Raw genomic sequence first — 12,960 nt, forward strand, 5'->3', positions numbered from 1 at the left:
CGGGGCGAAAAAAAACCCGGCCGGAAAACCCGGCCGGGCTCGTTCGCTGCACATGCCGCCTTGCGGCGGCCGCGCAACGTGCAGGATTACTTCGCGTTCGCGAATGCGACTGCCGTATCCAGCATGCGGTTCGAGAAACCCCACTCGTTGTCGTACCAGCTCGACACCTTGACGAGGCGGCCCGACACCTTGGTCAGCGTTGCGTCGAACGTCGACGAAGCCGGGTTGTGGTTGAAGTCGATCGACACCAGCGGTGCGTCGTTGTAGCCGAGGATGCCCTTCAGCGCGCCTTCCGATGCTTCCTTCATGATCGCGTTGACTTCTTCGACCGTCGTGTCGCGCTTCGCGATGAACGACAGGTCGACGACCGACACGTTGATCGTCGGGACGCGGATCGCGTAGCCGTCGAGCTTGCCGTTCAGTTCCGGCAGCACGAGGCCGACGGCCGACGCAGCGCCCGTCTTCGTCGGGATCTGGCTATGGGTAGCCGAACGCGCACGACGCAGGTCTTCGTGATAAACGTCGGTCAGAACCTGATCGTTCGTGTACGCGTGGATCGTCGTCATCAGGCCGGTTTCGAGGCCGATCTGGTCGTTCAGCGGCTTGACGAGCGGCGCGAGGCAGTTCGTCGTGCACGATGCGTTCGAGATGACCGTGTGCTCGGCCTTCAGCACGTTGTGGTTCACGCCGTAGACGATCGTCGCGTCGACGTCCTTGCCGCCCGGCGCCGAGATGATCACCTTCTTCGCACCGCCCTTCAGGTGCGCGCTGGCCTTTTCCTTCGTCGTGAAGAAGCCCGTGCATTCCATCACGACGTCGACGCCCAGCTCGCCCCACGGCAGTTCTGCCGGGTTGCGGTTCGCCAGCACGCGGATCTTGTCGCCGTTCACGACGAGGTAGTCGCCGTCGACCGACACTTCACCCGGGAACTTGCCGTGCGCGGTGTCGTACTGGGTCAGGTGCGCGTTGGTCTTCGCATCGCCCAGATCGTTGATGGCGACGATCTCGAGATCGTGCTTCTTGCCGTTTTCATAGAACGCGCGCAGCGTGTTGCGGCCGATGCGGCCGTAGCCGTTGATTGCGACGCGGATCGTCATGGTCTATCTCCTGATGGCTGAAAAAAATTCGTTGCGTGCAGCTTCACGGTGCGACGCGCGAAGGGGGCGCGCGTCGCGAATGCTTTCAGGCCAGCACGGCCTTCGCGGTCTCGACGACGTGCTCGACGGTGAAACCGAAGTACTTGAACAGCACGCCGGCCGGTGCCGATTCGCCGAACGTGTCGATCCCGACGACGCCGCCTTCGAGGCCGACGTACTTGTGCCAGAACGCGGTCACGCCCGCTTCGATCGCGACGCGGCGCACGCCGTGCGGCAGCACGCGTTCGCGGTATTCGGCGTCCTGGCGGTCGAACACGTTGGTCGACGGCATCGACACGACGCGGGCCGCGATGCCCTGCTGCGCGAGCGGCTCGACGGCCTTCATCGCGAGTTCGACTTCCGAGCCCGTCGCGATCAGGATGATCTTGCGCGCGACGATCTCTTCGTCCCAGTCCTTCAGCACGTAGCCGCCCTTCTCGATGTTCGCGATCTGCGCATCGGTACGCGGGTTGAACGCGAGGTTCTGGCGGCTGAAGATCAGGCTCGACGGGCGGTCGGCGGCGATCGCGTGGGTCCATGCGACGGCCGTCTCGACCGTGTCGGCCGGACGCCACACGTCGTGGTTCGGGATCAGGCGCAGGCTCGACACGTGCTCGATCGACTGGTGCGTCGGGCCGTCTTCGCCAAGGCCGATCGAATCGTGCGTGAACACGAAGATCGACGGAACCTTCATCAGCGACGCGACGCGCAGTGCGTTGCGGCTGTAGTCGGAGAACGTCAGGAACGTGCCGCCGAACGGCTTGTGGCCGCCGTGCAGCGCGAGGCCGTTGATCGCGGCGCTCATGCCGAATTCGCGCACGCCGTAGTTGATGTGGTTGCCAAGCAGCACGCCCGCGCCTTCCGGATTCGCGCGCACCGCCTTCGATGCCTTCCAGTTCGTCAGGTTCGAACCGGTCAGGTCGGCCGAGCCGCCGAGCAGTTCGGGCAGTGCGGCTGCAAGCCCTTCGATCGCCTGCTGCGACGCCTTGCGGGTCGCCACCGTCTCGCCGCGCTCGTTCGCGCCGGCGACGATCGCCGCAGCCTTCTCGGCCCAGTCGGCCGGCAGCTTGTTGGCCATCCGGCGCTCGAATTCGGCGGCTTCCGCCGGGAATTTCGCGCGATAGGCGGCGAACGTCGCGTCCCATTCGGTTTCGGCGCGCTTGCCGGCTTCCTTCGCATCCCATGCCGCATAGACTTCCTGCGGAATCACGAACGGCTCCCAGGTCCAGCCGAGTGCCGCGCGCGTCTTCGCGATTTCTTCCGCGCCGAGCGCCGCGCCGTGCACGTCGTGGCCGCCGGCCTTGGTCGCCGCGCCCTTGCCGATCACCGTCTTGCAGCAGATCAGCGTCGGCTTGTCCGACAGCTTCGCCTTCGCGATCGCCGCGTCGACCGCGTCGACGTCATGGCCGTTCACGTTCGGGATCACGTTCCAGCCGTATGCCTCGAAGCGCTTCGGCGTGTCGTCGTGGAACCAGTTCACGACGTCGCCGTCGATCGAGATGCCGTTGTCGTCGTACAGCGCGATCAGCTTGTTCAGCTTCAGCGTGCCCGCGAGCGAGCAGGCTTCGTGCGAGATGCCTTCCATCAGGCAGCCGTCGCCGAGGAACACGTACGTATGGTGATCGACGATCTTCGCGCCGTCACGGTTGAATTCGTCCGCCATCAGCGCTTCGCCGAGCGCCATGCCGACCGCGTTCGCGAGACCCTGGCCGAGCGGGCCGGTGGTCGTCTCGACGCCCGGCGTGATGCCGTATTCCGGGTGGCCCGGCGTCTTCGAGTGCAACTGGCGGAAGTTCTTCAGCTCTTCCATCGGCAGGTCGTAGCCGGTCAGGTGCAGCAGCGAGTACAGCAGCATCGAGCCATGGCCGTTCGACAGCACGAAACGGTCGCGGTCTGCCCAGTGCGGGTTGGTCGGGTTGTGCTTCAGGTGGCGCGACCAGAGCGCAACGCCGATTTCGGCCATGCCCATCGGCATGCCGGGGTGGCCGGAGTTCGCTTGCTGGACGGCGTCCATCGCGAGCGCACGGATCGCGTTGGCCATCAGGGTGGTTGAGGCGGGAGACGAAGTCGTCATGTCGAGTCCGGAGAACGAGTCGAGGAAACGGGGGCACGGCGGCATCCGGAAGCTCGAGCGTCAATCGTTCCGGGCGCGCAATGCGGCGCCTGACGGACGCGAAGCGGACGGAGCCTACGGACGGGGCTGCAAAGCGCATTATTTTAACAGATGGGCCGACATTTCCCTTGTCGGCGCGCGGTGTTCCGGCACGCTTTTCCGTCGAACCGCACGCCTCCTATAATTCAGACGTCGGAACTGCCTGCCCTGAGCGGCCCGCCCGTGAGCACTACCCTCTTTTTTCACCCGACGCCCGACGCCACCTACGGCTTCCCGAACGCACGGCGGCTCGCGCACGTCGCATCGCCGCACCAGCACATCGAGGTCTGGGAAACGCCTCAGCTCGGCCGCCTGTTTACGCTGGACGGCCGGCCGATGACGTCGGTCGGCGACGAGTATGTCTATCACGAGTGCATGACGCACCCGGCCGCGCTCGCGCATCCGTGCCCGAGGAAGGCGCTCGTGCTCGGCGGCGGCGACGGTGGCGCGGCGCGCCAGCTGCTCAAGCATGCGTGCATCGAGCGGATCGTCGTCGCCGAGCTCGACGACGAAGTGGTCGGCATGGCCCGCCGCTATCTCGACGATGTACACCAGGGCGCGCTGGACGACCCGCGCGTGGAGGTCGTGATCGGCGACGCCGCGCATTTCGTCGCGTCGACCGTCGAGCATTTCGACCTCGTCGTGTTCGATCTCACGCCGCCCGATTCGCCGGCGGCCGGCCTCTATACACGCGCGTTCTATGCGCGGCTCAAGCGGATCCTGACGCCGCGCGGCGCGATCTCGATGCACCTCGGCTCGCCCGTGTTCCACGCGTCGCGAATCGCCGCGCTGCTCGACGACCTGCGTGCGTGCTTCGCCGTGGTCGATCCGCTGTCGGCGCACGTGCCGCTGTACGGCTCGCAATGGCTGATGGCGATCGCGAGCGACACGCTCGACGCGGCCTCGCTGTTCGCGCACGACGTCGACGAACGTCTCGCCGAACGCCGCGTGCACGGCTTGCGCTACTACGATGCGCGCCTGCATGCGTCCCTCTTTGCCCTGCCACGCGCGCTGCGCGATACACTGGGCGTTCGCCGCTGAGCTTCCGGGCGGCCGCATCGTTTCGCTGTTCCATCGCGCATGCGTCCGCGACCGGTCCGTGACCGGCTGTCGCCGGGGCGCGAGCGCAGGTCCGGAACGCTACCGGAGGCCCGCCGAAGCACCCGCACGACCCCGCTGTTCGTTCGACAGGAGATTTTCATGACCGATCCACGTCCGGCCGACGTGCCTTGGTTGACGCCTTACCTGGCTGTCCGCAATACGCAGGCAGCCATCGAGTTCTTCAAGGCCGCATTCGGTTTCGAACTGCGCGACGTGCTCGACGAGGACGGCGCGATCATGCACGTCGAGATGACCTACCGTGGCCAGCTGATCGTGATGTTCGCGCCCGAAGGCGCGTTCGGCTCGACCGCGCTCACGCCGAAGAGTGCGGACGCAACCGCGCCGCAGTCGTTCTATCTGTATGTCGACGACGTCGACGCAACCTGGCAGCGCGCGCTCGATGCGGGCGCCAAGTCCCTGACCGCGCCGCAGGACCAGTTCTGGGGCGATCGCTTCGCCCAGATCGAGGATCTCGACGGCTACCGCTGGGCGCTCGCGCGCCGCCTGCGCACATGAGCGGAGCCGCACTACGCATGAGTGAAGCCACCACCACCGCGGCCGTGCCGCGCTTTTTCGTCGAAACCGCGCTGCGTGCCGATGCGACGCTTGCGCTGCCGGCCGACGTCGCGCGCCACGCGCAGGTGCTGCGCCTGCAGCCCGGCGACGCGCTCGCACTGTTCGACGGCAGCGGCGGCCAGTACCGCGCGCGGCTCGTCGAGATCGACAAGCGCAGCGCGCTCGCGCAGATCGAGGCATTCGACCCGGCCGAAGCCGAGCCGCCCTATCGCGTGACGCTCGCGCAAGGCATCGCCGGCGGCGACAAGATGGACTGGGTGATCGAGAAAGCCGTCGAGCTCGGCGTCGCGGCGGTCGTGCCGCTGTCGACCGCGCGCGGCGTCGTGAAATTGTCGGGCGAGCGCGCGGACAAGCGCGTCGCGCACTGGCGCGGCGTCGTGCGCGCATCGTGCGAACAATGCGGGCGCAATCGCGTGCCCGACGTCGCCGACGTGCGCGGCTTCGGCGCGTGGCTCGATACACTGCCGGCCGCACCGCTCGACGGCGAACTGCGGCTGCTGTTGTCGCCGCGCGCGAGCATCCCGTTCGCGTCGCTGCCCGACGCGCCGCCTGCCGCGACCGTCACGCTGCTGATCGGGCCGGAAGGCGGGCTGTCGCCCGACGAGGAGCAGGCGGCCCGCGCGCGCGGCTTCACCGCGCTGTCGCTCGGCCCGCGCGTGCTGCGCACCGAGACCGCCGGCGCGGCCGTGCTCGCGGCGCTGGCCGCGCGGTGGGGCGGCTGGTGACGCGTCCCGGCACCGCTCTCGCGGCGCGCGCGGCCTGATCCCCGCGGGCCGCGGACGCAAAAAAGCCCGCACGACGCGGGCTTTTTACCGAATCGGCCGCGGGTGAGCGGCCGGCGGTTTCGCGCTTACGCGAACGAATAGAACACGCGGAACGCGACCTTGCGCTCGGCCCAGAATTCGGCGGCTTCGCGAAACACGTCGAGCAGCGTCTCCCGCCCTTCCTTGTCGAATTTCTGCGCGATCGGCAGCCCTTCGAGAACGATCACGAAACCGGGCTGGGCGCCCGCCTTCGCGACGAGGTCGGTCAGGCAGTCGTACAGCGCATCGTAGTTCTTTCCGAAATGCTTCGGAAACAGGAACGACGTCGCGATCGTCTCCATCACCTCCTGCTTGGACTGCGCGGCGCCGCAATACGCATACAGGAAATGCTGGCCGAGCCGACCGGCTTCGTCGGCGAGATCCTGCACGCGAAACGCGCGGATCGACTGCACGAGATTGGGTCGCACGGTCGTGAAAAGGCTCATAGGCTCCTCGTTCGATGAAAGCCCGGGCTCGGCTTCCTGTTGCACCGGCGCGCCGCCAGCCTGTGCCGCCGCGTGTAATTGCATCACGCGCTGAAACAGATTGCCGTCGCCGGCTGCGAACAGTTCCGCCGCCGCCGTATCGTGCGCGTAGATGGAGTCGCTCATTCCGTTCATCCCGAAGTCATTCAACAATACGTTTAAAACTGTTGTAGTGGTCGTCCGTGTAGTAACAGTTGTCGACCCGGCGCAACGGCCCGCCACAGACGATCCGGCGCGCACCGCGATTGCGTGCGCGCGGCGTCGGCACCGTGTACTCGTGATAGAAGCCGCGCCTCGCTTTCGGCAGGATCCGCTCGCGGTTGCCGAATACGACGCCGTCTTTCTCGTACGGATAGGGGCCACCGGCGCCGATCAGGCCAAGCGTGGTCACGGCCTCGCGCGGCAGGCGGGCGGTCGGGATCGTATCGAGCCCGCCGACGGCCATGTCGGCCGAAACGGCCTGCCGTGCGTAAGCGGCGGAAACCAGACTGCCCGTCGGCGTGCCGACGATACCCATCGCGAACATCGCGAAGACGGACGCGAGCGCGCCGTTGCGGAGCCACTTGCGTGCCATGAACCAGGGTTCCCGCTGTTAAATCAAGTAGTTGACGACCAACAAAGGCGTTAGCGTAGCGCTATTGTCCGCGCGAATCAATGTTCGTTTGGGAACCGAAAGCCGCACGCCACGCCGAATCGGGTATTTTCTACCTAATAAAGGATACATTTATCTTACATAGGTTAAAATGCGTGTGGCATCTCTCGTATGGCGAGACTCTGCCTCCTTGCCACGCTCGTTACCCAGAGTGGAGAGATGCTGCTGTTGCTTGCGGGAAGCGCGTTCGCGCCCTGCCCGGCGGCGTGCCCATTGCGGGCACGCCTCTTTTTGCTTTTGTTTACAATTTTTCCCGACGCGCCGCACCGGTTCGACCGGCACGGCGCGTGCATTCGGGCTCAGCGCGTGGCGTTCACGTCGGCGACCAGCAGCGCAGCCATGTTGACGATGCGGCGAACGGTCGCCGATTCGGTCAGCACGTGAACCGGCTGGGCAGCGCCCAGCAGGATCGGCCCAATCGCGATGTTGTTGCCGGCAGCCGTCTTCAGCAGGTTGTACGCAATGTTCGCCGCGTCGATGTTCGGCAGGATCAGCAGGTTCGCTTCGCCTTCCAGCGTCGATTCCGGCAGGATTTCCTTGCGCAGCGCCGCGTCGAGCGCGACGTCGCCGTGCATTTCGCCGTCGACCTTCAGCTCCGGCGCGCGATCCTGCAGGATCGCGAGCGTATCGCGCATCTTCTGCGCCGAAGGCGCGTTGCTCGTGCCGAAATTCGAGTGCGACAGCAGCGCGACCTTCGGCTCGATGCCGAAACGGCGCACTTCTTCCGCCGCCATGATCGTGATCTCGGCGAGTTGCTCCGGGGTCGGATCGACGTTTACGTGCGTGTCGACGAGGAAGATCTGACGGCCCGGCAGCACCAGCCCGTTCATCGCCGCGTAGACGCTGCAGCCGGCGCGCTTGCCGATCACCTGGTCGATGAAGTGCAGGTGGCGGTGCGTCGTGCTGATCGTGCCGCAGATCATCCCGTCCGCTTCGCCCTTCTTCACGAGCATCGAGCCGATCAGCGTCGTGCGGCGGCGCATCTCGACGCGTGCGAGCTGCTCGCTAATGCCCTTGCGCGACATCATCTTGTAGTACGTCTGCCAGAAGTCGCGGTAGCGCTCGTCGTGCTCGGTGTTGACGACCGTGAAGTCGGTGCCGGGCGTGAGGCGCAGGCCGTAACGCTGGATACGGTGCTCGATCACCGCCGGGCGGCCGATCAGGATCGGTTTCGCGAGTTTCTCGTCGACGATGATCTGAACGGCGCGCAACACGCGCTCTTCTTCGCCTTCCGCGAACACGACACGCTTCTTCTCTTCCGACGCGGCGCGCGCGATCTGGAAGATCGGCTTCATCGTCGTGCCGCTGTGGTACACGAACTGCTGCAGGTGCTGCTTGTAAGCCTCCATGTCCTCGATCGGGCGCGTCGCGACGCCGCCATCCATCGCAGCCTGCGCGACGGCCGGCGCGATCTTCACGATCAGGCGCGGATCGAACGGCTTCGGAATCAGGTAATCGGGCCCGAACGACAGGTCCTGAATACCGTACGCGGTCGCGACGATGTCGCTCTGCTCGTGCTGCGCGAGCTCGGCGATCGCATTGACGGCCGCGATCTCCATTTCACGCGTGATCGTCGTCGCGCCGACGTCGAGTGCGCCGCGGAAGATGAACGGGAAGCACAGGACGTTGTTGACCTGGTTCGGGTAGTCGGTACGGCCGGTCGCGAGCACCGCGTCCGGGCGCACTTCGAGTGCGAGTTCCGGCAGGATTTCCGGGGTCGGGTTCGCGAGCGCGAGGATCAGCGGGCGCTCGGCCATGCCCTTCACCATCTCCTGCTTCAGCACGCCGGCAGCCGACAGGCCGAGGAAGATGTCGGCGCCGTCGATCACTTCCGCCAATGTGCGCGCTTCGGTGTCGCGGGCGAAACGCTCCTTGTCCGGGTCCATCAGCTCGGTGCGGCCCTTGTAGACCACGCCGGCCAGGTCGGTCACCGTGATGTTCTCGAGCGGCAGGCCGATGTCGACCAGCAGGTCCAGACACGCGAGTGCGGCAGCCCCCGCGCCCGACGCGACCAGCTTGACCTTCTTGATGTCCTTGCCGACGACCTTCAGGCCGTTCGTGACGGCCGCGGCCACGACGATCGCGGTGCCGTGCTGGTCGTCGTGGAAGACCGGGATCTTCATCCGCTTGCGCGCTTCGCGCTCGACGATGAAGCAGTCCGGTGCCTTGATGTCTTCCAGGTTGATCCCGCCGAAGGTCGGCTCCAGCGCGGCGATCACGTCCACCAGCTTGTGCGGGTCCGACTCGTTCAGTTCGATGTCGAACACGTCGATGCCGGCAAACTTCTTGAAGAGGACCGCCTTGCCTTCCATCACCGGCTTCGACGCCAGCGGGCCGATGTTGCCGAGGCCGAGCACCGCCGTGCCGTTCGTGACGACGCCGACCAGGTTGCTGCGCGCGGTGAAACGTGCGGCGTTCAGCGGGTTCTCGACGATTTCCTCACACGCATACGCCACGCCCGGCGAATACGCGAGCGCGAGATCGCGCTGGTTGATCATCTGTTTGGTGGGGGCAATCGCGATCTTCCCCGGGGTCGGGAATTCGTGATAGTCGAGAGCGGCTTCGCGGAGCTTGGCTTTGGAGGAGGCTTGGGTCGACATGTGTCTTGTGACGGGCGGATTAGAATGACTGCTCGACGGCATTGTAGCGCCAATCGAAGCCCGTCAGACCGGCGATTCGAGTGCAACAGCCGCGACAAAAATGTACTGAACGGTGCAGGAACGCCGCCGTTCGCCTCGTACAATGCCGTTCCCTCAACCGCTCCGGATCTCCCGCCGTGCCAGCCGCCCTTTCCGAGTTTTCGCTGATCGATCGCTTCTTCGCACGCCGTGCAGCCCGGGGGCCGCGCGCGTCGACGCTCGGCATCGGCGACGATTGCGCGCTGATCGCACCGCGATCCGGGAAATTACTAGCCATTTCGACGGACATGCTGGTCGAAGGCCGCCACTTCTTCCCCACTGTCGCGCCCGACGCGCTTGGCCACAAGACGCTCGCGGTCAACCTGTCGGATCTCGCGGCGATGGGCGCCGAGCCGCGCGCGTTCACGCTCGCATGCGCGCTGCCGCGCGCCGACGCGGCATGGCTCGAGGCATTCAGCGACGGCCTGTTCGCGCTCGCCGAGCGGTTCGGCTGCGAACTGATCGGCGGCGACACGACGAGCGGGCCGCTGAACCTGTGCGTGACCGTGTTCGGCGAAGTCGCGCCGGATGCTGCGCTGCGACGCGATGCCGCACGCGACGGCGACGACATCTGGGTATCCGGCACGCTCGGCGACGCGCGCGCCGGGCTCGGGATCGCGCGCGGCGAATGGACCGCCGGTGCGGCCGAAGCCGCCGCGTTCCGGCTGGCGCTCGAGCGCCCCGAGCCGCGCATCGCGCTCGGTCTCGCGCTGGCGGGCGTCGCGCACGCGGCGCTCGACATCTCGGACGGCCTCGCCGGCGACCTGCTGCACATCCTGACCCGCTCCAACGTGCGCGCCGACATCGACGCCGACGCGGTGCCGCGCTCGGCCGCGCTCGCGACCCTGCCGCCCGCCATGCAGCGCCAATGCACGCTGGCGGGCGGAGACGACTACGAGCTGTGCTTCACAGCGCCTGTCGCGGCCCGTGCGGCGGTCGACGCAGCCGGCGCCAGCGCCGGCGTTCCGGTCACGCGGGTCGGTACAATACGCGCGTTGTCGTCGCCGTCCGAGCAGCCCGCGATCGCGTGGCGCGACGCCGCCGGCACGCCCCTGACACTCACGTTGCACGGCTTCGACCACTTCCATGCAGACTGACCCGACCGCGCACACCGCGGCCGCGCCCGGCGCCGCGCGGAACGTGCCGCAGCGCGCCACCGCGCGCTTCATGCTGTCGCACCCGGCGCACATCGTGTCGCTCGGCTTCGGCAGCGGGCTTGCGCCATTCATGCCCGGCACGTTCGGCTCGCTGTTCGGCTGGCTGACGTTCGTCGTGCTGAACCGCTATCTGACGGTGCCCGAATGGTGGGCGCTGATCGCGCTCGGGTTCGTCGGCGGCGCCTGGATCACCGGCTTCACCGCACGCAGGATGGGCGCGACCGATCCGGGCCCCGTCGTCTGGGACGAAATCGTCGCAGTCTGGCTCGTGATGCTGTTCGTCACGCCCGCGACCTTCGTCGGCCAGCTGTGGGCCTTCGTCGCGTTCCGCCTGTTCGACATGCTCAAGCCGCCGCCGATCCGCTATTTCGACCGCCGCATGACCGGCGGCTTCGGCATCATGACCGACGACCTGATCGCCGCCTTCATGACGCTGCTCGTGATTGCTGTGTGGCGCTCCGTCATCGGCTGACCGATTTCCCGACTTTCGTTTCCCGACGCGCATGCCAACCGATTCCGTCGTCCACCAGCTTGCGATCCGCGCAGGCAACAAGCTGCGTGACGAGCACCTGTCGCTCGCCACCGCCGAATCATGCACGGGCGGCATGATCGCCGCCGCGATCACCGACATCTCCGGCAGCAGCCAGTGGTTCGAGCGCGGCTTCGTCACGTACTCGAACCAGGCCAAGAGCGAGATGATCGGCGTACCGCCCGACCTGATCGAAAAACACGGTGCCGTCAGCGAGCCCGTCGCCCGCGCGATGGCCGAAGGCGCGTTGCGCAACAGCCGCGCGCAGGTCGCGCTGTCCGTCACCGGCATCGCCGGCCCGGCGGGCGGCAGCGAGAAGAAGCCGGTCGGCACCGTGTCGTTCGGCTGGAGCAACCGGCTGCATACCGACGTCGAGACGCTCGTGTTCAAGGGCGACCGCGAACAGATCCGCACGCAGGCGGCCGCGCATGCGCTGCGCGGGCTGCTGAAGCTGCTCGACGAACGCGAAAGCTGATTCGTCCGGAAAACGGCGCGGCGGCAAGCGCCCCCCGCCCGCTTACTGGATCGCGTCGGGCTTCACGACGATCCAGTTCTTGTCCGCCGTGACCGGCAGGCCGAGCGCCTTCTGCTGTGCGGCCGATTCGTCCGACCACGCGCGGATCTGCGCCATCTGCTTGTCCTTCTTGTTCACCCACACGCGCACGCCGCCGCGCGCGACGTCCGTCGCATTCAGCAGCATGTAGCCGTCGGACGTCGGCGTGTCGCCCGCGACCAGCACCGGCTTCTTCCACTGGTCGATCCAGCCGACGATCGAGCCGAGCTTGCCCTCGTACCACGTCATCGGGTTCATCAGGAACGGCGTGATCACGAGGTTGCGGTTCGCGGCTTCGTCGTACTTGCCGGCCTTGATCTGCAGCCGCGACGTCGTCAGCGCGCCCGTCGCCGGGTTGCGCAGCAGCGTCGTCACGCCGATCACGTTCTGCGGCTTCACGTTGTAGCCGTACTTCGGATCGGACAGCACCAGCCGCGCGAGTTCCTCGTGCGCGGCCGTCATCACGAACACCTCGATCCCGTTCTCGCGCAGCGCGTTGTACAGCTCCTGCATCCCGCGGAAGAAGCGCGGCGGGTTCGCCGCGCCGTCGACCACCTTGTCGCCCTGCCAGTAGCGGATCGGCACCGGCTTGCCGTCGGCGAGCATCGCGTCGATGTGGCGCTTCAGGTCGGCGAGCGACAGCCCCGCGAACGCCTGGGCGATCCACGGGTAGCAGACCAGGTCGTCGATCTCGCAGAGCCGGTAGTAGTAGCTCGTCAGCGACTCCTTGTAGTCGGCGGAATCCTTGAACGGGATCAGTTTCAGCGACGGGTCGAGCGAGTCGCGCGTGAGCACGCCGCGGTGCTCGAGATACGGCAGCAGCGATTCCTCGAGGTCATAGCGGTAAGTCGTGTTGTCGGCGTCGAACACCGCGTAGTCGCCGCGATTCGCGTGCTCGGCGATCATCGCGTTCAGCGCCTTCGCGCTGTCCGCCGGCCAGTGCGACAGGTCCGCCGCATGGGCGAACGTCATGCACAACGACGCGGCAAGCGCGCTCAGAAGATGGCGGGACAGCTTGGGCATGGCGTCGCTCCCTTTCTTGACATTCTGGTTACGGATCGATGACAAACGGCAGCATCGCGCGATTGGCGCGCGGGCATGCGATACACAAGCGACGGGAAGTTGTTCGCGCGCGCCA

General features: G+C 66.7%; 12 protein-coding genes. 6 read left to right on the top strand and 6 right to left on the bottom strand.

All coding sequences use genetic code 11. From position 1 onward, the window contains the following. Positions 1 to 86: 86 nt before the first annotated feature. On the bottom strand, positions 87 to 1,097 hold the full coding sequence (gap, locus tag DIE13_RS11005) for a type I glyceraldehyde-3-phosphate dehydrogenase (RefSeq protein ID WP_096506298.1): 1,011 nt from the start codon (positions 1,095 to 1,097) through the stop codon (positions 87 to 89). Positions 1,098 to 1,182: 85 nt separating this feature from the next. Further along, a complete protein-coding gene (gene tkt, locus DIE13_RS11010) occupies positions 1,183 to 3,255 on the bottom strand; it encodes a transketolase (RefSeq protein WP_124827165.1) in 2,073 nt (690 codons plus the stop codon). Between the two features lie 216 nt (positions 3,256 to 3,471). Here tkt and speE point away from each other — a divergent pair, with 216 nt between their 5' ends. The 3 genes from speE (at position 3,472) to DIE13_RS11025 (ending at position 5,690) form a co-directional block, all read left to right on the top strand. Further along, on the top strand, positions 3,472 to 4,329 hold the full coding sequence (speE, locus tag DIE13_RS11015; RefSeq protein WP_124827166.1) for a polyamine aminopropyltransferase: 858 nt from the start codon (positions 3,472 to 3,474) through the stop codon (positions 4,327 to 4,329). 159 nt (positions 4,330 to 4,488) lie between these two features. Next, positions 4,489 to 4,905, top strand: a complete 417-nt coding sequence (locus DIE13_RS11020) for a glyoxalase/bleomycin resistance/extradiol dioxygenase family protein (protein ID WP_124827167.1) — start codon at positions 4,489 to 4,491, stop codon at positions 4,903 to 4,905. Positions 4,906 to 4,922: 17 nt separating this feature from the next. Then, positions 4,923 to 5,690, top strand: coding sequence for a 16S rRNA (uracil(1498)-N(3))-methyltransferase (locus tag DIE13_RS11025; protein ID WP_124827168.1), 768 nt, complete (start codon positions 4,923 to 4,925; stop codon positions 5,688 to 5,690). A 125-nt stretch (positions 5,691 to 5,815) separates the two neighbouring features. Here the strand turns inward: DIE13_RS11025 and DIE13_RS11030 are convergent, their stop codons facing one another. The 3 genes from DIE13_RS11030 to DIE13_RS11040 form a co-directional block, all read right to left on the bottom strand. Next, positions 5,816 to 6,379, bottom strand: a complete 564-nt coding sequence (locus DIE13_RS11030) for a barstar family protein (protein ID WP_124827169.1) — start codon at positions 6,377 to 6,379, stop codon at positions 5,816 to 5,818. A gap of 16 nt (positions 6,380 to 6,395) precedes the next feature. Next, the gene (locus tag DIE13_RS11035; RefSeq protein ID WP_124827170.1) at positions 6,396 to 6,827 is read right to left on the bottom strand and encodes a ribonuclease; all 432 of its coding nucleotides are present in this window, start codon (positions 6,825 to 6,827) and stop codon (positions 6,396 to 6,398) included. Between the two features lie 377 nt (positions 6,828 to 7,204). Continuing rightward, on the bottom strand, positions 7,205 to 9,547 hold the full coding sequence (locus tag DIE13_RS11040; RefSeq protein WP_279607231.1) for an NADP-dependent malic enzyme: 2,343 nt from the start codon (positions 9,545 to 9,547) through the stop codon (positions 7,205 to 7,207). A gap of 134 nt (positions 9,548 to 9,681) precedes the next feature. Here DIE13_RS11040 and thiL point away from each other — a divergent pair, with 134 nt between their 5' ends. The 3 genes from thiL to DIE13_RS11060 are packed head-to-tail and all read left to right on the top strand — an operon-like array spanning position 9,682 to position 11,744. Beyond that, positions 9,682 to 10,680, top strand: coding sequence for a thiamine-phosphate kinase (gene thiL, locus DIE13_RS11050; RefSeq protein ID WP_124827172.1), 999 nt, complete (start codon positions 9,682 to 9,684; stop codon positions 10,678 to 10,680). Then, positions 10,670 to 11,212: a phosphatidylglycerophosphatase A gene (locus DIE13_RS11055; protein ID WP_124827173.1), complete on the top strand. Its 543-nt coding sequence runs from the start codon at positions 10,670 to 10,672 to the stop codon at positions 11,210 to 11,212. The genes thiL and DIE13_RS11055 overlap by 11 nt, the downstream gene beginning before the upstream one ends. Before the next feature lie 31 nt (positions 11,213 to 11,243). Beyond that, entirely contained in the window at positions 11,244 to 11,744 is a 501-nt protein-coding gene (locus tag DIE13_RS11060; protein WP_096506278.1) for a CinA family protein, read from the top strand. Positions 11,745 to 11,786: 42 nt separating this feature from the next. Here DIE13_RS11060 and DIE13_RS11065 read toward each other — a convergent pair whose 3' ends face one another. Then, the gene (locus DIE13_RS11065; RefSeq protein ID WP_124827174.1) at positions 11,787 to 12,845 is read right to left on the bottom strand and encodes a haloacid dehalogenase-like hydrolase; all 1,059 of its coding nucleotides are present in this window, start codon (positions 12,843 to 12,845) and stop codon (positions 11,787 to 11,789) included. Positions 12,846 to 12,960 lie beyond the last annotated feature (115 nt).

Source organism: Burkholderia sp. Bp9016 (genome assembly GCF_003857765.1).
GTDB lineage: Bacteria > Pseudomonadota > Gammaproteobacteria > Burkholderiales > Burkholderiaceae > Burkholderia.